Here is a 21,969-nt window from a genome sequence, read left to right as displayed (position 1 = left end):
TCCCGGCGCCCCCCGCTAAACCCCCCGCGGCGGCTCCGGGGGGTGGCCCCGCTTTCCCGGCCCCACCCCTCTGCGCGTGTCCGTTGCGAGCCGCTCGGCGCGGCTCGAGTCGCGGACTAGTGGCGGTGCGTGCCCTCGCCCGGCGTCGAGCCCGGTGCCGGCGCCTGCGGGGCGGCAGCGGAGCGAGCCTGGCCCTGCTCGCGGAGCAGATCGCGGATCTCGGCGAGGAGCTCCTCGGAATCCGGGCCAGCGGGGGCCTCCTCTGCCTTCGGGCGGAGCTTGTTCATCGGGAGGACGAACACGAAGTAGACGACCGCCGCAACGATCAGGAAGTTGATGACGCTGCCGATAATCACGCCGAAGGCGATGTGATCGCCGTTGGGGAGCGGGACCATGGCTGCCTTGTCGAACGAGTCTGCGTTGAGGAACAAGCCGATGATGGGGTTGAAGAGCGCAGCGACAACCTTCTCGACGACCGTGTTGAATGCTGCGCCGATCACCACTGCGACGGCGAGATCGACCACGTTCCCGCGCAGCAGGAACTCCTTGAAACCCTTGAACATATATTTCCTCCGTGAAGTTGATCGGGACAACAGTAGCCTGACCAGGGGTATTGCTTGAAGAGGGGCGCGCGGTGATGCCGAAATCCGTTCCGCGCGGATACGTTTCGGCACGCGACCGGCAGGCGGCGCCCGAGGGTCTCACGCGGAGCGCAGCCCCCTGGGGAGGCGCTCCGCGTGAGGACTCAGCCGCAGGCCAGCATGTCCGACGTAAAGACGTCGGTGAACTTGCTCAGCGTGTCTGTTCCCGCGGAGCTGGCCGCGTACTGGGGGTCCTCGATGTACTTCACCATGTCCGAGTACACCTGGGAGTTGCTTTCACCCACGGATCCGACCTTCTTCAGGGCGGACGTCAGTGCTGCGGAGTCTTCTGCGTTCGCAGAGCTCACCTTTGCGAGATCCTTGACTGCTGCGCAGTACTCAGGCGACAGATCGCCGCCGGCGGGCGGCGTCGCGCTCTCGGATCCTTCGGTGCCCTCGGTCGTTGAGTCGCCCGGTGACGCGGACTCCGTGAGCTCCTCCGATGAGGAAGCTGAAGCGGAACGATCGATCTCGTTGAGCGTCGCCATGCCAGCGGTCGTGGCGATGCCAGCCACGATGAAGGAGAACACAATCGCAAGGATCACGATCGCCATTTGCACGTAACCGATGATCGTGCCGGCGAGTGCGAAGCCGCGCCCGCGCTCCCCGGTCTTCTTGATCTGGCTGAGCGAGATGTGACCGCAGACGACGCCGACGAGGCCGATGAAGAATGCGCCGACGAACGAGATGATTGCGAGCGTATTCATCGGGGCCTGAGGCGCGCCCTGGGGAGCCATCGGCTGACCGGGCTGCGGCGGGACCGGGGGAGCGGGCGGCGTCGGTACGTCGCCGTCCGCGTTGCCGGGGGCGGCCGGGGCGACACCCGGCACGGAGTACGGGGCGCTCGGCGGCTGGATCACGGGCGGCTGAACCGACTGCGGCGGCTGCATCGGCTGCGGCGGCTGCGCGGAGGAGCCCGGCTGCAACGGCGGCTGGGGCTGCTCCGGTGCGTGGGACTTGGGAGATTCGGGCTGCTTGCCCTGCTCGTTCTCGGGGAGTGTGGGATCGGACATCGCCTGTCAGTGCTCCTTCTGCGTTCGGGGACCCGATCCGACGCGGTTTTCCTGTCGCCAGCGCGGGGTGGCGGACCGTGGCAACCGTGTAGAGCGGGGGCGACTCGTCGGAGTCACATTAGCCATCCTAAGGGAACTCTCAGGATCTGGGCCGTGAGATCGTTGGCGGAACTCGCTGCGGGGCGGCCGCGAATGTCAGCGGCATGGCCTAGCTTTGGGGGCATGGAATTCATCGGCGCCCCGCCCACGGTCGACCTCACCTACTCGGACGTCTTCCTCGTTCCTCGGCGGTCAGAGGTGGGGAGTCGGCTCAACGTCGACCTCGCGCCGCGAGACGGCACCCCCGCGACCCTCCCGCTCGTGGCCGCCAACATGAACGCCGTATCCGGTCCGCGCCTCGCGGCCGTGCTCGCGCGGAGAGGAGGCCTCGCCGTGCTCCCGCAGGATCTCGAGCTCTCCCGCATGGAGGAGGCCATCCGGTGGGTGAAAGCGCAGCCGGTCGAAGTGGATACCCCGGTCATCCTCCCGCCGGAGGCCACGGCCGAGGAAGCGCTGCGGCACATTCCCCGCGCTCAGGGCCAGTGCGTGGCGGTGGTCTCGGGAGCCGGATCCGGATCGCCATCGCTTCCGGGCGCGCGCCCCGCAGTGTCGGCACTCCGCGGTGTGCTGAGTGCTGAGCGACTCTCCGGGGTTCCCGGTGACGCTAGGCTCGACGATCTCGTGCGGGGGGCGGCGCCCACCGTCCCGATCACCGCGCTCACGGACCCGCGCTCGGGCTTCGACGCGGTGTATGCGGCACTCGAGTCGGCCGACGGCGACGCCGCAGCGGTCGCGGTCGCGGACGCGGAGGGAACGTCGCTCGTCGGCATCCTGACCGAGCGATCTGCGCTGCGCCGCACCATCTATCGGCCAGCGCTCGACGCGCAGGGTCGCCTCGCGGTCGGGGTCGCCATCGGCATTAATGGAGACCCCGCGACCAAGGCGCGCGCGCTGGCCGCCGCCGGAGCGGACGTGCTCGTCATGGATACGGCCCACGGTCATCAAGAGGGAATGCTGCGGGCCATCGCGGCCGTCGCCGAACTCGGGCTCGGGTTGCCGATCGTCGCGGGCAACATCGTCACGGCAGACGGGGTGCGCGACCTCGTCGGGGCCGGGGCCTCGATCCTGAAGGTCGGCGTCGGGCCCGGCGCCATGTGCACCACCCGAATGATGACCGCGGTGGGGCGCCCACAGTTCTCCGCGGTGCTCGAGACCGCGCAGGCCGCGCGTGAGCTCGGCGCGGCAGTCTGGGCCGACGGCGGGGTCAGGTATCCGCGCGATGTCGCGCTCGCGCTCGCCGCCGGGGCCTCATCGATCATGATCGGATCCTGGTTCGCAGGCACGGCCGAATCACCCGGCGGCCTCGTCACCGAGCCGGACGGCCGGCAGTACAAGGAATCCTGGGGAATGGCGTTCACGAAGGCGGTGCAGGGCCGTTTCGGCGCGCTCGACGCGTTCGAGCGAGCGAGAAAAGAGCTGTTCGCCGAGGGGATCTCATCCTCGAAGATCTACCTCGATCCGCAGCGCCCCGGGATCGAGGACCTGCTCGACATGATCACCTCGGGCGTGCGATCCTCGTTCACCTACGCCGGTGCGGCGAACCTCTCCGACTTCCACGTGCGCGCGCGGGTCGGCCTCCAGTCGGCGGCCGGGTATGAGGAGGGGAAGGCGCTCCCGGTGAGCTGGTAGCGGATGCCCCACGCCGACCCGGACCCGTCGCGGGGCATACCCGCTCCGGCCGACGGCCCCGAATAGACTGAACGAAGCATACGAGCGAAGGAGCATGGTGAAGTACATCTCGACCCGCGGCGGCATGGAGCCGGCCCCCTACAGCGCGATCCTCCTCGAGGGGCTCGCAACCGACGGTGGCCTGGTCGTGCCCGAATCGATTCCGCAGATCGACGCCGAAACGCTCGAGTCGTGGCGGGCACTCGACTACCCCTCGCTCGCAACAGAGGTGCTCTCCCGCTACGCCACCGATATCCCGCGCGAGGACCTGGCGCGGCTCTGCCGCGACGCCTACGCTCCGGAGAAGTTCGTGGCGGAGTCGATCGTGCCGCTCACCCCGCTCGACGGCGGACTCACCCTCGTCGGGCTCTCAGAGGGTCCCACGCTCGCCTTCAAGGACATGGCGATGCAGTTCCTCGGCCAGGCGCTCGAATACGCACTCGCTCACACCGACCGCACACTCAACATCATCGGAGCGACCTCCGGCGACACCGGTTCGGCCGCCGAGTACGCGCTCCGCGGCAAGGACAGCATCGGGGTGTTCATGCTGTCCCCGCAGGGTCGCATGAGCGACTTCCAGCGCGCGCAGATGTACTCGCTCACGGACGACAACATCCACAACATCGCGATCGCGGGCGTTTTCGACGACTGCCAGAACCTCCTGAAGTCGCTCTCCGGCGACCTCGAGTTCAAGCGCGCCAACGCCCTCGGCACCGTCAACTCGATCAACCTCGGCCGCATCAGCGCGCAGATCGTCTACTACGTGTGGGCGTGGCTCCGCGCGAGCGACGCGGTCGCGCCGGAGGAGCGAGGATCGTTCGAGGTCTCCGTCACCGTGCCGTCCGGCAACTTCGGCAACATCCTCTCCGGGCACCTCGCGAAGGCGATGGGGGTGCCGATCCGACGCCTCGTCCTCGCAGCCAACGAGAACAACGTGCTCGACGAGTTCTTCCGCACCGGCGTCTACACGCCCCGTACCGCCGCCGACACCCACGCCACCTCGAGCCCGTCGATGGACATCTCGAAGGCGTCGAACCTCGAGCGCTTCATCTTCGACCTGCTCGGCCGCGACCCCGAGCGCCTCGCCGCCGCGTGGCGCGAACTCGACGAGACCGGCAGGATCGACCTCTCCGCCGAGCTGCCCCGCTTCCTCGAGGAGTTCGGCTTCCAGAGCGGCACGAGCACCCACGCCGATCGCGTCGCAACGATCCGCCAGGTGCACGAGGCCACCGGAATCGTGATCGACCCGCACACGGCGGACGGCGTGAAGGTGGCGCGCGAGCACGCCGAAGACGGCGTGCCGATGCTCGTCCTCGAAACAGCGAAGCCCGAGAAGTTCCCCGAAATCGTCCTCGAGGCGACCGGGCTCAGGCTCGGAATGCCCGAGCACCTTGCCGGTCTGCTCGAACTTCCCCAGCACGTAACTGAAATGGACGACGACGAGACGGAACTGCGCGCCTTCATCGCGGCGCGCGCCGTCAAGTAACCGGGACACACCCCGGGAGAGGCACCGCAATGTTTGGACGACGACACCGCACAGAAGAACTCGAGCTCCGGCTCGCGGCCGTTGAACGGGGGACCGGCATCCGAGCGGGCCGAGGAGACGCCCCCGGCAAGCCGCCCGAAGCGCGCGCCTCGCGACTCTGGGGCGACGGACTCGGCAGCATCGCCACGCGCGCGCTGCAGATCATCATCGTCCTCGCCCTCACGGCGCTCTTCATCATCGGGCTGCGCGCGCTGAGCGTGGTCGTGATCCCGGTGCTGCTCGCGCTCATCTTCGCAAGCACCTTCGCCCCGGTCATGCGCTGGCTCGCCGCCCGCAGGGTGCCGCCGGCACTCGCGGCCGTGCTCATGCTCCTCACGATCGTGCTGCTCCTCACGGGCGTCGGCTGGCTGATCGTGTGGGCCGTACGCGACCAGTGGGACGAACTGGGGGCTCAGGCGCAGAGCGGCTTCACGCAGGTCGTCGACTGGATCCACACGCTCCCGTTCATGCCGAGCGACGGCAAACTCGCCGAACAGCTCGGCGATCTGCAGAAACAGGCCGTCGATTTCCTCACGAGCAGCCAGTTCGGTTCGGGCGCGCTCGCGGGCGTGAGCGCGGTGACGAGCTTCGTCACCGGGTTCATCCTGATGGTCGTCGTGCTGTTCTTCTTCCTCAAGGACGGCCCGCGGATCTGGAAGTTCGTCACGCGACCGTTCACCGGAAGCGCCCTCGCCCGCGCCAACCGCGTCGGCGAACGCACGGTCCAGACCCTCGGATCCTACGTCCGAGGCACCGCCGCGGTGGCACTCGTTGACGCCATCGGCATCGGGATCGGCCTGCTCATCCTCGGGGTGCCTCTCGCGGTGCCCCTCTCCGTGCTGGTGTTCGTCACGGCGTTCATCCCGATCGTCGGCGCCACTCTCGCGGGAATTCTCGCGGCCCTCGTCGCCCTCGTCGCGAACGGTCCGCTCAACGCGGTCCTGGTCGTCGGCGTCGTCGTCCTCGTGAACCAGCTCGAGGGCAACTTCCTCCAGCCCGTCCTCATGGGTCGCGCGCTCAAACTCCACTCGCTCGTAATCCTGCTCGCCCTGACCATCGGCACCGTGCTCGGCGGGATCCTCGGCGCGGTGCTCGCTGTCCCGATCGCCGCGGTGGCCTGGGGTGCGATCAAGGTGTGGGACGGCCCCGACCTCCCAGCGAAGTGGTTCCGTCCACGCCCGGGCGAGGAAGAGTAACAGCCGGACGAACGGGCGGCCCGCGCAGGCGTGTCGCCCGTCATTCCGGGAGACACACCCGGGAGTCGCGGCCGGATTTGGCGTGATGCTCGGGCCTGTGCAAAGATAGACGAGTTGCCGGGGCAGCGGGAGAAAATCCCAAGCCCTGAACAGCGTCCGGCCCCATCGTATAGCGGCCTAGTACGCCGCCCTCTCACGGCGGTAACGCGGGTTCGAATCCCGCTGGGGTCACCGGAACGAAAGCCTCACCTTCGGGTGGGGCTTTCGGCGTTTCTGGGGGTGGGCGGGATTCGAACCCGCTGTGCGGGTTGCGGGCCGGTGGGCCCGCCGCGCGCTGGGCGGAAACGCGTTGCGTTTCCCTGCGATCAGCGCGCGCCCGCTGGGGTCACCGGAACGAAAGCCTCACCTTCGGGTGGGGCTTTCGGTGTTTCTGGGGGTGGGCGGGATTCGAACCCGCTGTGCGGGTTGCGGGCCGGTGGGCCCGCCGCGCGCTGGGCGGAAACGCGTTGCGTTTCCCTGCGATCAGCGCGCGCCCGCACGATCGCGCGTGCCGTCCGCCCGAGCGGCTCTCCCGCGCCGCCGGGACTCGCGCCGGCGCTGACGGTACCCCGACCCCGCGACGATCGCCGTCAGCGTCGCCCAGAACAGCGCGCCCCACAGCAGCGGAAAGGTGGGGAACTCCCGTTCCTCGGTCTGATTCAACGAGATGCTCACGCCGACGAACCACGCGCAGGAGAAGCCGCTCGAGAGAAGCGCGAGGGTCCCAAAGGCCGCGGCGGCGGTCAAGCGTCTCGTCTCCGCCCCGAACCGCAGCGCGAGCGCCAGAGCGATCATGGCGCACAGGAACGCGGGGGACACGTCGGCCCAGAACGTCTCGTGGACGCGCCTCGCCGCGGCGACCTCGGAGGCGTCGCTCCAGTGATCCGGCGCCTCTCGCATGAGCATCGTGAGTTTGCGCGCCACGAGCCACATGAGCGCGGGCGGCAGGGCGACAAGGCCCGCCGAAGTCCAGTGGAGGAAGGATCGATCTGCTGACATCTCCGCCCTTCGTCGTTCAGATCGGGTCGACTGCTGCCCACCGCGGCCGAGTCCGATCTCGCCCGCAACGGATCGAGTATCGGATACGAGGGTGAGAAACGCCCTCGCGTCGTTCCATCTGCCTCAGTGTGGGCTGAGCGACGCATCCCGCGCCGATCAGATCGCGAGTCCAGCCGCGTCCGCCCCGGTCTATGCTGGAAGCACTCTGTCCAGGCACGAAGAGGAGCGCCACGTGACCCGCACCATCAAGCTCGCAGTTCTCCCCGGAGACGGCATCGGCCCCGAGGTGATCGAGCAGGCGAATCGCGTTCTCGACGCGGCACTCGAGGAGTCTGGCGTCGCGCTCGAGCGCACCGAGTTCAAGCTCGGTGCGGAGCGCTTCCTCGCAACGGGGGAGACGCTTCCCGAGGCTGAGCAGGCCGCGATCGCCGAGCACGATGCGATCCTGTTTGGCGCGGTCGGCGGTGTCCCCGGAGATCCGCGGCTGAAGGCAGCGAACATCGAGCGCGGGCTGCTGCTGAAGCTGCGCTTCGACTTCGACCACTACGCGAACGTGCGGCCCTGCACCCTTTTCCCCGGCGTTGCGTCGACGCTCAAGGATCCCGGTGCCGTGGACTTCGTGGTCGTGCGCGAGGGCACCGAGGGGCCGTACGCGGGCAACGGCGGCCGCCTGCGCCCCGGAACGCCGCACGAGGTCGCAACCGAGGTGTCGGTCAACACCGCCTATGGTGTCGAGCGCGTGGTCCGCTACGCCTTCGAGACCGCGCAGAAGCGGCCCCGCAAGAAGCTCACCTGGGTGCACAAGACCAACGTGCTCGTGTTCGCCGGGGCGATGTGGCAGTGGATCATCGAGGCCGTCGCCTCCGAGTACCCGGAGATCGCCGTCGACTACATGCACGTCGACGCCGCGACGATCCACATGGTGCAGGACCCCGCGCGATTCGACGTCATCGTCACTGATAATCTCTTCGGAGACATCCTGACTGACATCGCCGGTGCGATCGGCGGTGGCATCGGGCTCGCCGCCTCAGGAAACATCAATCCGAGCGGCGCGTTCCCGAGCATGTTCGAGCCCGTTCACGGTTCTGCTCCCGATATCGCTGGGCAGCAGAAGGCGGACCCGACCGCGGCGATCCTGTCCGCGGCACTGATGCTCGATCACCTGGGCCTCGAGTCCGAGGGCGAGCGCATCCGCGACGCCGTTCGCTCGGACCTCGCCTCCCGCGGTGACGCGCAGCGCGCGACCGCGGAGATCGGCGACGCCGTGATCGAGCAGCTTCCGGCACGGGCCTAGCCCGCGGCGACCCGCATCACCTGAACCGAACCCACGCAAGAGAGTGCACGCATGACGAACCTGGAATTCCGCCACACCGAGGCCGCACGGCTGTCGCCCGAGGAGCGCGAGGCGCTGCTCGTCGACCCCGGCTTCGGCAACCACTTCACCGATCACATGGTTTCGATCGTGTGGACGAAGGATCAGGGGTGGCACGACGCCGAGGTGATTCCGTACGGCCCGATCCCGATGGATCCGGCCTCCTCGGTGCTGCACTACGGCCAGGAGATCTTCGAGGGGCTCAAGGCGTATCGTCGCCCCGATGGGTCGATCGTCACGTTCCGCCCCGAGGCGAACGCGCAGCGTCTGAATGACTCGGCGCGCCGCCTCGCGCTGCCGGAGATCCCCGAGGAGCTGTTCGTTCGGGCGATTCACGAGCTCGTGAGCATCGACGCCGACTGGGTGCCGACGCGTGAGGATCAGAGCCTGTACCTGCGCCCGTTCATGATCGCCGACGAGAGTTTCCTCGGCGTGCGGTCGGCGGAGCGCGCGCGTTTCCTCGTGATCGCGAGCCCGGCAGGACCGTACTTCTCGGGCGGGGTGAAGCCGGTTTCGATCTGGCTGTCGCAGGATCTCGCGCGCGCCGGCCACGGCGGCACCGGCGCAGCCAAGTGCGGAGGGAACTACGCCGCCTCGCTGCTGCCCCAGCAGGAGGCCGCGGAGAACGGCTGCCAGCAGGTGCTGTTCACGGACACGCAGACCGAGGACACGATCGACGAGCTCGGCGGAATGAACCTGTTCCTGGTGCGTACCGACGGGACGCTCATCACCCCCGCGCTGAACGGCAACATCCTCTCGGGGATCACGCGTCGGAGTCTGATCGAGCTCGCGAAGGATCGAGGCCTTCGTGTGGAGGAGCGCGCGGTCACCGTCTCGGAGTGGCGCGAGGGCGTTGCGGACGGCACGATCTCCGAGGCGTTCGCCTGCGGAACGGCCGCGGTGATCACCCCGATCGGCTCGCTCAAGTCGAGCGACTTCACGATCGACTTCGGCGATGCCGCCCCCGGCGAACTCACGATGTCGCTCCGCGAAGAACTCACGGGGATCCAGTTCGGCCTCCGCGAGGACACGCACGGCTGGCTCGACGTGATCGTCCCCGCGAAGGAGGCCTGATCATGAAGGTTGCGCGCTTCCAGTACGAGGGAGAGATTTCCTACGGCGTGCTCGACCGCGCCGAATCGGGCGAGGGCGTCGAGGTCGTCGAGCTTGTGAGCGATCCGATCGTCGCCGGCTACGACACGACCGGCCGTCGGATCCCGCTCGAGAAGGTGCGCCTGCTCGCCCCCGTGATTCCGCGGTCGAAGGTCGTGTGCGTCGGGAAGAACTACCTCGATCACGTCGAGGAGATGAAGAGCGAAACAGGCGGGGAGGTCCCGGAGGAGCCCCTGCTGTTCCTCAAGCCGAACACCTCTGTGATCGGGCCGGACGATGCGATCGTGCGACCGGCGATTTCTGATCGCGTGGAGTTCGAGGGTGAGCTCGCGATGGTGATCGGCGCCGTCGCGAAGGACGTCCCCGAGGAGGACGCGCTGAAGTACGTGTTCGGCTTCACCTGCGCCAACGACGTCACGGCGCGCGATCTCCAGATCGCGGACGGCCAGTGGACCCGCGGCAAGGGCTTCGACACGTTCTGCCCGCTCGGGCCGGTGATCGAGACCGATCCCGATCTCGCCGACGCGCGCATCACCACGAGCGTGAACGGCGAGGTGAAGCAGGACGCGCGCCTGTCGCAGCTCATCTTCCCGCTGTCCAGGATCGTCGCGCACGCTTCGCAGGCGTTCACGCTGCTTCCGGGCGACGTGATTCTCACCGGCACGCCGGCCGGCGTGGGGCGCCTCGAAGCGGGCGACACGGTCGAGGTGGCGGTTGAGGGTATCGGAATTCTTCGTAACACCGTCTCCTGATCAGGTCCGTTCGCCTCGGCACGTGCAACACTGGGAGCCCCTAGGAAGGGCAGGTCTGAACGGTGACTGAAGCAAAGCGCGCGCCAAGGTTCGGCGTCGAAGAGGAATTCCTGCTGCTCGACGCCGAAACCGGGCGACCGCGTGACGGTTCGGACGCGATCATCGCCGCGCTGCCCGAGCTCCGCGCCGAGCACGAGTTCTTCCACAGCCAGCTCGAAACGGCCACGCCGATCTGCGACACCGCGGACGAGGCGATCGGATCGCTCCGCGAGTTCAGGGTCGCGGCCTCGCGCGAGGCGAGACGCAACGGGCTCGTGCTCTCGGGGGCCGGCCTGCCGCCGCTGGGCGGAGAGATCCCCGGGACCGTCGTCGATACGAAGCGCTACGTGGACATCAACCGGACGATGCGCGGCATGGTGTCCCGCTACTACTCGACCGGGACGCACGTGCACGTCGAGGTGCCGTCGCGCGATGCCGGGATCGACGCCGTCGCCCGCATCGCGCCGTGGACGCCGCTCCTCATCGCGCTCACGGCGAACTCGCCGGTCTGGCTCGGGGACGAGACCGGGTACGCGAGCTGGCGCTATCTCTCGTTGCAGCAGTGGCCGTCCTCCGGGTATCCGCCGCACTTCGCGAGCGCCGAGGAGTACGACCGGGTCGTCGACGGGCTCGTCGACGCCGGCGCCCTGCTGGATCGCGCCCTGGTGAACTGGTCGATCCGCCTCTCCGCGAAGTTCCCGACGATCGAGATCCGCCTCGCGGATGCTCAGCTGAGCTCGGAGGAAGCGGTGGCGTACGCGCTGATCTATCGCGCGCTCGTGGCGCGTGCGCTGCGCGAGGGCGCCGCCGGCACCGAATTCGAGCCGGCGCAGCCGGACATTCTCCGGGGCGCCTCGTGGCTCGCCGCCCGCAACGGCCTCGCGAGTGAGCTCGTCGATCCGCGCACCTGGCGGCCGGGAGCGGCTGCGGAGGTGCTCGACGCGCTGCTCGACCACGTGGGAGAGGATCTCAGCGACGCGGGTGATCTCGCCCGCGTCGAGGGGTATCTCGCCGCACGGAAGCGTGACGGCGGTCCTGCGGAGCGGCAGCTGGCGGCGTGGCGTGCAGGGGGGATCGCGGGGCTCCTCGGCGTGTACGACGCGGCGGGGGACTAGGACCGCGCGCCTCCGATCCCGATCCCCGATCCCGATCCCCGATCCCGATCCCCGGTCCACGTTCCGGCGCACTCGGAGCGAGGCGGACAGCGCCGGGACACCCCCGGTTCAGGCGTTCCTGTTCGGAGGGTGCGACAATAGACGGCGATGGATCCGAACAAGCTCAACCACGGCCCGGCCGCCGACCCCGAGAAGAAGGCCGAAGCGCCGCGCCTGATCAAGACGCGACCGGCGAGTGCCGGGTCGCGCCCGCAGGTGCGCCCGAAGACGGAGGGCTGGAAGCAGCTCACGAACCCCGATGGGCGTCCCACCCTGCAGTTCGCGTCGCCGCGGGTGAAGCAGCCGGACACCCACCTCGCCGATATGACGCTCGAGGAGCGCGAGGCGAAGGTGGTGGAGCTCGGCCTGCCGAAGTTCCGCGCGAAGCAGCTCTCGAAGCACTATTTCGAGCATCGGACCACGGATCCCGAGCAGATGACCGACATCCCCAAGGATGCCCGTGAAAAGCTCGTCGAGGCGTTCTTCCCGCCGCTGCTCACCGAGGTGAAGCGGCTCGTCACGGATGACGGCGACACGATCAAGTTCCTGTGGCGCCTGTTCGACGGCGCGCTCGTCGAGTCGGTGCTCATGCGCTATCCGGGCAGGATCACCCTGTGCGTGTCCAGCCAGTGCGGCTGCGGCATGAACTGCCCGTTCTGCGCGACGGGCCAGGCTGGCCTCACCCGCAACATGTCCACGGCCGAGATCCTGGACCAGATCGTCCAGGCGAATCGCGTGATCGCCGAGGGCGGCCTCGGGCGCAAGCGCGAGGCGGGCAACGGCGCGGAAGCCGAGCGGGTCAACAACATCGTCTTCATGGGGATGGGGGAGCCGCTCGCGAACTACAAGCGCGTGATGAACGCGGTGCACCGCATGATCGCCCCGTCGCCCGAGGGCCTCGGCATGTCCGCGCGCGGGATCACGGTTTCGACCGTGGGCCTCGCTCCGGCGATCCGCAAGCTCGCGGACGAGGAGATCCCGATCACCTTCGCGCTGTCGCTGCACGCGCCGGACGATCAGCTCCGCGACGAGCTCATCCCCGTGAACAGCCGCTGGAAGGTCGAGGAGGTGCTCGACGCCGCGTATCACTACTACGAGGTCACCGGGCGCCGCGTCTCGATCGAATATGCCCTGATCAAGGACATGAACGATCACGCCTGGCGAGCCGATCTCCTCGCCGACAAGCTAAACGCGCGCGGCCGCGGCTGGGTGCACGTCAACCCGATCCCGCTCAACCCGACCCCGGGTTCGATCTGGACGTCCTCGACCCGCGAGGTGACGCGCGAGTTCGTCGACCGGTTGAACGCGGCCGGCATCCCGACGACCCTGCGCGATACCCGCGGCAAGGAGATCGACGGGGCGTGCGGGCAGCTCGTCGCGACGGAGCAGGATCGCCGCGACGCCGAGGCTATCGCGGCCGCGACGGGCGCCTAGCTCGCGCGGAGGGCGCGCTCGAGCCGATCGACGTCCTCCTTCGTGTTCCAGAGGTGGAACGCGATTCGGGCGTTTCCTGCGCGCCCGGAGGCGGTGATGCCGGCGTTGCTGAGCTTCGCCAGCTCGGTTCCATCCGGGTCCGGCCAGGTCACGATCGCCGAGTTGCCCGCGGGGAGGCCGAGCACGGCCCGCGCGGCGTTGGCGAGGGCGATGTCGTGCCGCATGACCTCGTCGATGTCGAGCTCGGTGAAGAACTCGAGCGCCGCGAGCGTGCCCCCGAGCAGCGGCCACGACGGCGACAGGTCGAAGCGGCCAGCACTCGCCGCGAGCGGGGTGCTGCCCGCGTAGCAGGACGACCAGACGTCGTCGGCAGAACACCAGCCAGCTGCGATCGGGGTGAGGGAGTCGTCGAGCCCCTCGCGAACGGTCATGAAGGACGTGCCTCGCGGGGCGCAGAGCCACTTGTAGGCGTGGCAGACGGTGTAGTCGAAGCGGCCGGCTTCGGTGGGGAGCCAGCCGAGCGACTGGGTGAGGTCGACGAGGGTGCGGGCGCCCGCCGCGGCTGCGGCCGCCTGGATGCCGTCCGCGTCGGCGACCTCGCCGGTCGCTGACTGCACGTGCGAGAACGCGACGAGCGCGGTCTCCGGGGTGATGGCCCGTGCGAGTTCAGCGACCGGGGCGTAGCGCACGCGTACGCCGCGCCGGGCGAGCTGCTCGAACGGGTGGGTGAGCGAGGAGAAGTCTCCTGCGGCGCACAGCACCTCGGCGCCGTCGGGGACGCTCGTCGCGACGATGGAGACGAGCTGGGAGACCTGCCCGCCGAGCGCGACGCGATCGGGCGCAACCCCCGCGAGTTCGGCGTAGCGCGCGCGGCACTGCTCGGCGACGTCGCCCAGCGCGTGCGCGTCGAGGCGCCCGGCTGCCCAGGCGTCGACGAAGGCGTGCATCGCCGCGGTCACCCGCTGGGGAGGAAGGCCCGCGGTGCACGCGGCGAGATACCCGTTTCCCGCGGTGAATTCGCCGCGCAGCGTCTCGAAGTCGCTCCCGCGGTTGGAAACTGGGGATTCTTCGATACTGGAGGGCCCGAATGTCGATGTTGCTGCCATGTCGTCAGGCTAGAAGAGCCGGACGCATAATGAAAGCGAATGATTCTTATGCTTTGCTTCACCGAGGATTATGTTCGGGGTACACTGGCAGCATGAGCACCATCCGCAGCGCCGATCCGCTCGGTTCGATCGACTCGACCGAGCTCCGCATCCTCCACGCGCTCGCCACCACGGGATCCCTCACCGCGGCCGCCGCGAGCCTCGGCCTGAGCCAGCCCGCGGTGAGCCAGCGCATCAAGCGCGTGGAAAACCGTCTCGCGGTTCCGCTCATCGAACGCAGCGGACGCGGCATCCGCCTCACGACCGCTGGCAGGATCCTCGCGGATCACGGCCGCACGGTCGTCGCCGAGATCGATGCGGCGCTCGCGGCAATCGACGATCTGCGCGGGGAGCGTGCGGGCACCCTGCGCATGGTCGGGTTCCCCTCGGCCTCCGCGACGCTCGTCCCCGCGCTCATGCGCGAGCTCGGCGTCGAGGCGCCCGATGTCTCGCTGCAGTACCGGGAGGCCGAGCCGCCCGCCGCGACCGAGATGCTTCGCGACGGCGAGGTCGACTGCGCCCTCATCTTCGACTACGAGGGCGGCCACGAGCTCCCGGCGGGAAGCGCCTTCCTGCCGCTCTGGCGCGAGGAGGTCAGCCTCGTCGTTTCCGACCAGCGAGCGAGCGCGACGGATCCCGCGAACCTCGGTGACTACGCCGCGGAGCACTGGATCGCGGGCTGCGAGAAGTGCCGCGGCCACCTGCTCGCCGCGGCCGGCGAGGCCGGCTTCGAGCCGGACATCATCCAGGAGACCGACAACGTGCCAGCGATGCTCGCGATGGCCGCGGCGGGCGGGGCCGTTGCGCTCGTGCCCGGCCTCGCGCTCGCGGCGGCCAGGACGCTGCCAGAGGACGCGCGGGCGATCCGCCTCGACCCGCCGCGCTATCGCACGATCGGCCTCGTCTCGATGGCCACGGCCAACGAGAGCCCCCAGGTCCGCCTGGCGAAACGCCTGCTCGCGGGCGTGGACGGCGCGCGCTGGGGTCTGGAGCCCGTCGCATGAGCGCGGCAGGATCGGCCTCGGCTCCGACACCCCAGGCAACCGGTGCGCCCGGCACCGGCGGCTTAACCGGAGACCTGCCCCGGCGCGGCGGCCCGCTCCAGCGCCGCACGGTCTGGGTGCTCTCCATCGCGACCGTGCTCGGCGGCCTCGGGGTCGGCGCCTCGCTCTCGGTCGGGGCCCTGCTCCTCGCTGAGGTGAGCGGCAACGATGCGATCTCCGGCCTCGCCTCGTCCGTCTTCAACGCCGGCGCAGCGATCGCTGGCATCCCCCTCGCCCGCCTCGCGGGTCGCCGCGGCCGCCGGCCGGCTCTCGTCATCGGCAGCACGGTCGCCATGTTCGGTGCCTTGATCGCGATCTTCTCGACCGTGATCGGCCAGTGGTGGCTCCTCGCGATCGGGCTCGGCATGCTCGGCGTCGCGAGCGCCGTGCAGCTGCTGTCCCGCTTCACCGCCACGGACCTTGCCGAGCCCGAGAAGCGCGCGCGCGACCTCTCGCTGGTCGTGTGGGCGATCACGGTCGGCGCAGTGGTCGGACCGAACCTCGTGGGACCGGGCGCTGTCGTCGGCGATGCGCTGGGAATCCCGAAGCTCGCCGGAGTATTCGTCTTCGCCTTCGCGGCTCAGGTGCTGGCGGCCGCGGTCAACCTGTTCGGGCTGCGTCCTGACCCGCTGCTCACCGCGCGGAAGATCGCGGAGGCGGCACGTTCGGCCGTTTCCGGACTGGAATCGGCCGGGGGATCGACGCCGGGCGCCGCGGGAACGGCGGCCCCGCCGACGGGGGACCGTCGTGCGCGGATTCTCGTGATCGTCGTCATTGCGATCGCTCAGGCCATCATGGTGGGGCTCATGGCGATGACCCCGCTCCACCTCATGCACCATGAGGGCACCCCCGAGATCGTGGGCTTCACGCTGAGCCTGCACATCGCCGGCATGTACGCGCTCTCGCCGGTGTTCGGCACGCTCGCGAGTCGCTACGGGCGGATCCCGATCGTCGTGCTGGGGCTCGTGGTGCTGCTCCTGTCGATCGTGCTCGCGTTTATCGCGGGGCCGTCGCACCTCATCGTGCAGGTGTCCCTCACGCTCCTCGGCCTCGGCTGGAGCGCCGTCACGGTGGCGGGGGCGGCGCTGCTGACCGAGCTCACCCCTGAGGCGGATCGCCCGCGCTGGCAGGGGCGTTCGGACGCGACGATGAGCGCGGCCGGGGCGATCGCCGGGGCACTCTCCGGCGTGATCTTCGCGATCGGGGATTTCTCCTTCCTCGCCGCGACGTGCGCCGTGCTCCTCGCGTTGGGAGCCGTGGCCTCGATTCAGCTCGGTCTTCGCGCCCGGCGGAATGCGCGCGGCCGCGAAGCCGCTGCGGCCCCGCGGGAGCCCGCGAAGGTCACCGGCGACCGGTAAGATGGGCGATGATGTCTGAGACCTCTGCACCCCGATTCTCCGATGCGACCGGCGCCGATGTGCGCGTTCGCTTCTGCCCGTCGCCCACCGGGACGCCGCACGTCGGCATGGTCCGCACGGCCCTCTTCAACTGGGCCTACGCGCGACACACCGGCGGCACCTTCGTCTTCCGGATCGAGGACACCGATGCGGCGCGCGACAGCGAGGAGAGCTACGGCCAGATCCTCGACTCGCTCCGCTGGCTCGGCCTGAACTGGGATGAGGGCATCGACGTCGGTGGCCCGCACGGCCCCTACCGCCAGTCCCAGCGCGGCGAGATCTACCAGGACGTCATCGAGCAGCTCCGCGCCGGCGGCTACCTCTACGAGAGCTTCTCGACCGCCGAGGAGATCGACGCGCGCAACGAGGCCAACGGCCGCCCGAAGCAGCACGGCTACGACAACTTCGACCGCGACCTCACCGAGGAGCAGCGCGCGGCCTTCCGCGCAGAGGGCCGCGAGCCCGCGCTCCGCTTCCGCGTGCCCGACACGGACCTGTCGTTCACCGACCTCGTGCGCGGCGACATCACCTTCCCCGCCGGTTCCACGATCGACTTCGTGGTGGTCCGCCCGAACGGTGCGCCCCTCTACACCCTCGTCAACCCGGTCGACGACGCGCTGATGGGCATCACGCACGTACTCCGCGGCGAGGATCTGCTGTCCTCGACCCCGCGCCAGATCGCGCTGTATCACGCGCTCGTCGAGCTCGGCATCGCGAAGGCGATCCCGCAGTTCGGGCACATGCCGTACGTGCTCGGCGAGGGCAACAAGAAGCTGTCGAAGCGGGATCCCGAGTCGAACCTGCTGCACCATCGTGCGCGCGGTTTCATTCCCGAGGGACTGCTCAACTACCTGTCGCTCCTCGGCTGGTCGCTCGCCCCCGATCGCGATGTCTTCTCGAGCGAGGAGATGATCGAGGCGTTCGACATCGTGAACGTCAACCCGAACCCGGCCCGCTTCGACCAGAAGAAGGCCGACTCGATCAACGCGGATCACATCCGGCTCCTCACCGAGGAGGACTTCGGCCAGCGGATCCTGCCCTACCTCATCGGTGCCGGCGTGCTGCCGATCGAGCCGAGCGAGGCCCAGCTCGAGACGATCCGTCGTGCGGTCCCGCTCGTGCAGAGCCGCGTCACCGTCCTGTCCGAGGTCGCGCCGATGCTCGGCTTCCTCTTCACCACGAGCGATGCGCTCACCTACGAGGAGGACGCGCTGAAGTCGCTCAAGGAGGACGCCCCAGCGGTGCTCGCCGCCGGCATTGCGGCGCTCGCGCCCCTGCCGGAGTCCGAGTGGTCCACCGAGCGGATCCAGGCGGCGCTGCAGGGCGCCCTCATCGACGAGATGGGTTTGAAGCCGCGTCTCGCGTTCGGGCCGTTGCGCGTCGCGGCGTCCGGTCGCCGCGTGTCGCCGCCGCTGTTCGAATCGTTCGAGCTGCTCGGGCGCGAGGAGAGCCTCGCGCGCCTGCGCAAGCTCGCGGACCTGCTCGGCGCGAACTAACCGCCCGACCACGGACGAAGGAGGAGTCGTGACCGAGAGCGTTCCCGAGGTGGCCCCCATCGGGGTAGCCATCATCGGCGGCGGCCCTGGCGGGCTGTCCGCGGGGCTGCAGCTCGTGCGCGCCAATCGCCGCATCGCGATCCTGGACAGCAATCGGCCTCGGCACTCGGCCACGCTCCAGTCGCACGGCTTCCTCACCCGTGATGGTGCTCCTCCGCTCGAGCTGCGCCGTCTCGGCCGCGAGGAGTTCGAGCAGTACCCGACCGCGATCTTCGCCCAGGCCGCGGCCCGCGAGGTCGTTCCGCTCTCCCGTGAGGAGGCCCTCTCGGTGGGATTCCCCGATGGGATCGGGTTCCGCGTGCGCGGATCCGGGATCAGGGGGAGCTCCGACGTCGAGTTCGTTGCGCGCCGTGTTCTCCTCGCCGCCGGGCTCACGGAGGAGCTGCCGGATCTCCCGATGATCCGCGCCTACTACGGCACGGCCCTGCACAGCTGCGTCGAGTGCGACGGATTCGAGAAGACCGATAAGCCGCTCGTGCTGATCGGTGAGACCTCGGACCTCTTCGCCCGCGCGCTCCTCATCAGCCGTTTCAGTTCGGATCTGATCGTGTTCACGAACGGCGCGGACACGGTGCGCCCGGAGCAGGAGGCGCAGCTCGCCTCGATCGGCATCCGGGTCGAGCGTCGCCAGATCGATGACATCGTGGGGGAGCGCGCCGACATGACCGGGGTGCGACTCGCGGACGGCGAGATCATCCCCCGCGTCGGCGGCTTCGTGCGACCGCGCTGGCACGCGCCCGTCGAGTTCCTGGGCGATCTCGAGGTCGAGCGCGACGACTGGGGGCTCGTCGTGGTCAGTGAGCGCGGTGAAACCTCCATTCGCGGGGTGTACGCGGTCGGCGACATCGTTCCCCCCGGTCCGCAGCAGCTCATCATCGCGGCCGGCAACGGCGCCCGCGTTGCAGCAAAGCTCAACATGGACATGATCCGCGGTGCCCTCGGCGTTGGCCTCGTCGATGAGTGAGCGCGGAATGGTCGCGGCAGATCAGGGCAACGGCAACGAGGCGCGCGAGCCGGGCCAGCGCCCCGAGACGGGCGTGGAGCACCTGGCCTCGGCCCCGCTGACGGTCGGCGGCCGCGCCGCCGCCGCGGGTTCGCGCTACGCGATCGTCGTCGCGGCCTTCGTCGGGCTCCTGCTCGTGTCTAACGTGGTTGCGGTCAAGCTCATCGCCTTCGGGCCGTTCATCGTGGACGGGGGAGTGTTCCTGTTTCCTCTCGTCTACGTGATCGGCGATGTCCTCGCGGAGGTCTACGGCCTGAAGGCTTCGCGCCGCGCCATCTTCACGGCCTTCGTGCTGTCGGTCCTCATGTCACTGACGATCTGGATCGTGCAGCTCTCGCCGGCCGCGCCGGGATGGGAGCAGCAGGCGGCCTTCGAGTCCGTGCTCGGCTTCGTTCCTCGGATCGTCGCCGCGAGCCTCGGCGCTTTCCTGGCCGGGCAGCTCGTGAACGCCTGGGTGCTCGATCGGATGCGTCGCCGCACGGCCGGCCGTTTTCTCAGGACCCGGCTCATCGGCTCGACGATCGTCGGGCAGCTCGTCGACACGATCGTGTTCTGCACGATCGCGTTCTTCGGCGTCCTTGAGGGCTGGGACTTCCTCGGGTACACCGCCCTCGGCTATGCGATCAAGGTGCTCGCCGAGGTGGTGCTCCTCCCGATCACGACGCGAGTGATCGCTCGGGTGCGGGCCGCCGAGGCGCGGGGTGCCGAGGCCGGCTCCTCCCGCTGAGCGAGAAGAGCCGGGCCGAACCGAGCCTGGCCTAGTTGCCGGCGGCGTGCGGCGCCGCGTTCTTCGCGGCGAGGCGTGCCGAGTCGGGACCGTAGAGCCGCCCGAGGGTGTCCTCGCGGAACTCGGCGAAGGTTCCGTCGATGATTGATGCCCGGATCCGGTCGACGAGCCGGACGATGTAGCGCTCGTTGTGGATCGTTGCCAGGGTCGACGCGAGCATTTCCTTCGCCTTGAACAGGTGGTGCAGGTACGCGGCGGTCGTGTTCTGGCAGGTGTAGCAGTCGCATTCCTCGTCGATGGGGGCGAAGCGGCGGCGCTGCGCGGATGACTTCGCGTTGATTCGCCCGTTCGAGGAGTAGAGGGTGCCACCGCGAGCCTGCCGCGACGGTGCGACGCAGTCGAAGGTGTCTGCGCCTGCGGCGACGCCGGCGAAGAGGTCGTCGGGCTCTGAGATCCCGAGCAGGTGGCGGGGCTTGTTCTCCGGCAGTTCCTCGCTCACCCACCCGATGATCCGGGCGAGCTCGCTCTTCTCGAGCGCGCCGCCGATGCCGAAGCCGTCGAAGGTCTGCTCGGGATGCTCGGCGCCGGACATCTCGGCGAGACCGCGCGCCGCGGAGCGGCGAAGGTCCTCGTACTGTGCGCCCTGCACGACACCGAAGAGCGCCTGATAGGGGCGGTGCGATCGCTCGGCGGTCTGGCGCGCGTGCTCGTCGAGGCAGCGGACGGCCCAGCGGGCGGTGCGCAGGACGGAGTCTTCCTGGTACGCGCGGGTGTTGAGGAGCGTGGTGAGTTCGTCGAAGGCAAACATGATGTCCGCGCCGAGCTGATGCTGGATCCGCATGGAGATCTCGGGGGTGAAGCGGTGCTTGTCGCCGTTGATGAATGACTTGAAGGTGACGCCGTCCTCGTCGACGTGAGCGAGCCGCTCCTTCGTCTTCGCGATCACCTCGGCGTCCGCGTGCGCCTGCTCGCTCATGGAGATGACCTTCTTGAAGCCGACACCGAGCGACATCACCTGGAACCCGCCCGAGTCCGTGAACGTCGGACCGCTCCAGTTCATGAACTTCCCGAGCCCGCCCGCCTCGTCGACGATGTCGGGTCCGGGCTGGAGGAAGAGGTGGTACGCGTTGGCGAGGACGGCCTGGCCGCCGAGTTGCTCAACCGTTTCGGGGAGCATCGCCTTCACCGTCGCCTTCGTGCCGACGGGAATGAACGCGGGGGTCTGGATCTGACCGTGCGGGGTCGTGATGGTGCCGGCGCGGCCGAGGGGACGGCCGTCCGGTGCGTGCGCGCCACCCGTTTCGAGTCGCGCGGAAACGGAGAACCCGAAGTCGGCGGGGGAGGGGGCTGGTGTGGAGGGATCCTGAATCACGGATCCATCTAAGCATCAGGAGCGGGAGGGGAACCGGTGCGGGGTGGGACGGCAGTGCCGAGGAGCGGATCGTGGGGTGGGAGGGCGGTGCCGACGAGCAGGTCGACGCCGTGGGAGTTGAGGCGCCCCGACGTCACCACGCGATCACGCGGAGACCGCTGGGACAACTCGGCGCGAAACGCCCGGGAAACCGGGGGTTCGACCCGGAATGGGCCGGTTTCGGGCCGTTCCGCGGTAGTCCGACGGTTCTGGCTCCGATGGGCCGCACACGCAAAAACCGCGGAAAGACGCGGAGACACGCCCGGAGTCCGACCGCGAATTGCCCCGGGGTGCCGGCCCGCGTAATGTATTCCCTTGTCAGCGAGACGGAGCAGGGCGCGAAAGCGACTGGCACCGAATCGGACATCGGATCTAACGGAAGATCACACAAACTCAGGTTTGCAAATATTCCTGAAAGCGTGTAACGTTAGATTCTCGATCACACCGACATGGTGAACGGCTTGAAAGCCGGATCATTTTCGTGCGAGCGGAAGCCCGCGAAAAGGTGTGAACAGAACAGTAGCTTCTCGGAGGCTCCTTGGTTGGGGTTGACGGGTGGTGTCTGGTCTTTGAGAACTCAATAGTGTGCACTTGATTGTCAAATGCCAAATTTTTTATCCCTGGCATCCTGTTTGGGTGTTGG

At 68.9% G+C, this 21,969-nt stretch carries 18 protein-coding genes and 1 tRNA gene; 14 read left to right on the top strand and 5 right to left on the bottom strand.

Annotated elements, in window-relative coordinates; all coding sequences use genetic code 11:
- Positions 1-116 precede the first annotated feature (116 nt).
- Both mscL and JD292_RS10150 read right to left on the bottom strand, forming a co-directional pair.
- A complete protein-coding gene (gene mscL / locus JD292_RS10155; RefSeq protein ID WP_200132642.1) occupies positions 117-563 on the bottom strand; it encodes a large conductance mechanosensitive channel protein MscL in 447 nt (148 codons plus the stop codon).
- A gap of 182 nt (positions 564-745) precedes the next feature.
- Positions 746-1,654 carry a DUF4190 domain-containing protein gene (locus tag JD292_RS10150; RefSeq protein WP_200132641.1) on the bottom strand — a complete coding sequence of 303 codons (909 nt, stop codon included), beginning with the start codon at positions 1,652-1,654 and terminating at the stop codon, positions 746-748.
- Positions 1,655-1,876: 222 nt separating this feature from the next.
- Between JD292_RS10150 and guaB1 the strand changes: the two genes are divergently transcribed.
- The 4 genes from guaB1 to JD292_RS10130 all read left to right on the top strand — a co-directional run bounded on the left by guaB1 (position 1,877) and on the right by JD292_RS10130 (position 6,373).
- Positions 1,877-3,382, top strand: coding sequence for a GMP reductase (guaB1, locus tag JD292_RS10145; protein WP_200132640.1), 1,506 nt, complete (start codon positions 1,877-1,879; stop codon positions 3,380-3,382).
- 97 nt (positions 3,383-3,479) lie between these two features.
- On the top strand, positions 3,480-4,907 hold the full coding sequence (thrC, locus tag JD292_RS10140) for a threonine synthase (RefSeq protein WP_200132645.1): 1,428 nt from the start codon (positions 3,480-3,482) through the stop codon (positions 4,905-4,907).
- A gap of 29 nt (positions 4,908-4,936) precedes the next feature.
- Positions 4,937-6,142 (top strand): AI-2E family transporter, encoded by a 1,206-nt coding sequence (locus JD292_RS10135; protein ID WP_200132639.1) that lies wholly within the window; start codon positions 4,937-4,939, stop codon positions 6,140-6,142.
- A gap of 158 nt (positions 6,143-6,300) precedes the next feature.
- A tRNA-Glu gene (locus JD292_RS10130) sits at positions 6,301-6,373 on the top strand.
- A gap of 291 nt (positions 6,374-6,664) precedes the next feature.
- Here the strand turns inward: JD292_RS10130 and JD292_RS10125 are convergent.
- Complete coding sequence (locus tag JD292_RS10125; protein WP_200132638.1) at positions 6,665-7,180, bottom strand: hypothetical protein; 516 nt, start codon at positions 7,178-7,180, stop codon at positions 6,665-6,667.
- 232 nt (positions 7,181-7,412) lie between these two features.
- Between JD292_RS10125 and JD292_RS10120 the strand changes: the two genes are divergently transcribed.
- The 5 genes from JD292_RS10120 to rlmN all read left to right on the top strand — a co-directional run bounded on the left by JD292_RS10120 (position 7,413) and on the right by rlmN (position 13,044).
- On the top strand, positions 7,413-8,474 hold the full coding sequence (locus JD292_RS10120; protein ID WP_200132637.1) for a 3-isopropylmalate dehydrogenase: 1,062 nt from the start codon (positions 7,413-7,415) through the stop codon (positions 8,472-8,474).
- A gap of 51 nt (positions 8,475-8,525) precedes the next feature.
- Positions 8,526-9,626 carry a branched-chain amino acid aminotransferase gene (locus JD292_RS10115; RefSeq protein ID WP_200132636.1) on the top strand — a complete coding sequence of 367 codons (1,101 nt, stop codon included), beginning with the start codon at positions 8,526-8,528 and terminating at the stop codon, positions 9,624-9,626.
- Positions 9,627-9,628: 2 nt separating this feature from the next.
- The gene (locus JD292_RS10110) at positions 9,629-10,417 is read left to right on the top strand and encodes a fumarylacetoacetate hydrolase family protein (RefSeq protein WP_200132635.1); all 789 of its coding nucleotides are present in this window, start codon (positions 9,629-9,631) and stop codon (positions 10,415-10,417) included.
- Between the two features lie 62 nt (positions 10,418-10,479).
- Positions 10,480-11,571: a carboxylate-amine ligase gene (locus JD292_RS10105; protein WP_200132634.1), complete on the top strand. Its 1,092-nt coding sequence runs from the start codon at positions 10,480-10,482 to the stop codon at positions 11,569-11,571.
- Between the two features lie 147 nt (positions 11,572-11,718).
- Complete coding sequence (rlmN, locus tag JD292_RS10100; protein ID WP_200132633.1) at positions 11,719-13,044, top strand: dual-specificity RNA methyltransferase RlmN; 1,326 nt, start codon at positions 11,719-11,721, stop codon at positions 13,042-13,044.
- On the opposite strand, the gene JD292_RS10095 is transcribed toward rlmN, so the two are convergent.
- The gene (locus JD292_RS10095; protein WP_200132632.1) at positions 13,041-14,150 is read right to left on the bottom strand and encodes an aminotransferase class V-fold PLP-dependent enzyme; all 1,110 of its coding nucleotides are present in this window, start codon (positions 14,148-14,150) and stop codon (positions 13,041-13,043) included. The genes rlmN and JD292_RS10095 overlap by 4 nt on opposite strands.
- Before the next feature lie 92 nt (positions 14,151-14,242).
- Here JD292_RS10095 and JD292_RS10090 point away from each other — a divergent pair, with 92 nt between their 5' ends.
- From JD292_RS10090 to JD292_RS10070, 5 genes are read left to right on the top strand one after another with little or no spacing between them, the layout of a single operon-like run.
- The gene (locus JD292_RS10090) at positions 14,243-15,193 is read left to right on the top strand and encodes a LysR family transcriptional regulator (protein ID WP_200132631.1); all 951 of its coding nucleotides are present in this window, start codon (positions 14,243-14,245) and stop codon (positions 15,191-15,193) included.
- Positions 15,190-16,590, top strand: coding sequence for an MFS transporter (locus JD292_RS10085; RefSeq protein WP_200132630.1), 1,401 nt, complete (start codon positions 15,190-15,192; stop codon positions 16,588-16,590). The genes JD292_RS10090 and JD292_RS10085 overlap by 4 nt, the downstream gene beginning before the upstream one ends.
- Positions 16,591-16,601: 11 nt before the next feature.
- Positions 16,602-18,125 carry a glutamate--tRNA ligase gene (gene gltX / locus JD292_RS10080; protein ID WP_200132629.1) on the top strand — a complete coding sequence of 508 codons (1,524 nt, stop codon included), beginning with the start codon at positions 16,602-16,604 and terminating at the stop codon, positions 18,123-18,125.
- 28 nt (positions 18,126-18,153) lie between these two features.
- A complete protein-coding gene (locus JD292_RS10075) occupies positions 18,154-19,149 on the top strand; it encodes an NAD(P)/FAD-dependent oxidoreductase (protein WP_200132628.1) in 996 nt (331 codons plus the stop codon).
- Positions 19,142-19,915 (top strand): queuosine precursor transporter, encoded by a 774-nt coding sequence (locus JD292_RS10070; RefSeq protein WP_233614106.1) that lies wholly within the window; start codon positions 19,142-19,144, stop codon positions 19,913-19,915. The genes JD292_RS10075 and JD292_RS10070 overlap by 8 nt, the downstream gene beginning before the upstream one ends.
- A 31-nt stretch (positions 19,916-19,946) precedes the next feature.
- On the opposite strand, the gene tgt is transcribed toward JD292_RS10070, so the two are convergent.
- Positions 19,947-21,287 carry a tRNA guanosine(34) transglycosylase Tgt gene (gene tgt, locus JD292_RS10065; RefSeq protein ID WP_439649272.1) on the bottom strand — a complete coding sequence of 447 codons (1,341 nt, stop codon included), beginning with the start codon at positions 21,285-21,287 and terminating at the stop codon, positions 19,947-19,949.
- Positions 21,288-21,969 lie beyond the last annotated feature (682 nt).

It is taken from the genome of Leucobacter edaphi, assembly GCF_016522535.1.
Classification (GTDB): Bacteria; Actinomycetota; Actinomycetes; order Actinomycetales; family Microbacteriaceae; genus Leucobacter; species Leucobacter edaphi.
Note: the sequence above shows the minus strand (reverse complement) of the source record. Positions and strands in the feature narration are given on the sequence as shown.

Coding starts and splice junctions, on each gene's coding strand:
- JD292_RS10070 (WP_233614106.1), top strand. CDS start 19,142: ATGAGTGAGCGCGGAATGGTCGCGGCAGATCAGGGCAACGGCAACGAG.
- JD292_RS10135 (WP_200132639.1), top strand. CDS start 4,937: ATGTTTGGACGACGACACCGCACAGAAGAACTCGAGCTCCGGCTCGCG.
- gltX (WP_200132629.1), top strand. CDS start 16,602: ATGTCTGAGACCTCTGCACCCCGATTCTCCGATGCGACCGGCGCCGAT.
- mscL (WP_200132642.1), bottom strand. CDS start 563: ATGTTCAAGGGTTTCAAGGAGTTCCTGCTGCGCGGGAACGTGGTCGAT.
- JD292_RS10085 (WP_200132630.1), top strand. CDS start 15,190: ATGAGCGCGGCAGGATCGGCCTCGGCTCCGACACCCCAGGCAACCGGT.
- rlmN (WP_200132633.1), top strand. CDS start 11,719: ATGGATCCGAACAAGCTCAACCACGGCCCGGCCGCCGACCCCGAGAAG.
- guaB1 (WP_200132640.1), top strand. CDS start 1,877: ATGGAATTCATCGGCGCCCCGCCCACGGTCGACCTCACCTACTCGGAC.
- JD292_RS10090 (WP_200132631.1), top strand. CDS start 14,243: ATGAGCACCATCCGCAGCGCCGATCCGCTCGGTTCGATCGACTCGACC.
- JD292_RS10110 (WP_200132635.1), top strand. CDS start 9,629: ATGAAGGTTGCGCGCTTCCAGTACGAGGGAGAGATTTCCTACGGCGTG.
- JD292_RS10095 (WP_200132632.1), bottom strand. CDS start 14,150: ATGGCAGCAACATCGACATTCGGGCCCTCCAGTATCGAAGAATCCCCA.
- JD292_RS10115 (WP_200132636.1), top strand. CDS start 8,526: ATGACGAACCTGGAATTCCGCCACACCGAGGCCGCACGGCTGTCGCCC.
- JD292_RS10125 (WP_200132638.1), bottom strand. CDS start 7,180: ATGTCAGCAGATCGATCCTTCCTCCACTGGACTTCGGCGGGCCTTGTC.
- JD292_RS10150 (WP_200132641.1), bottom strand. CDS start 1,654: ATGTCCGATCCCACACTCCCCGAGAACGAGCAGGGCAAGCAGCCCGAA.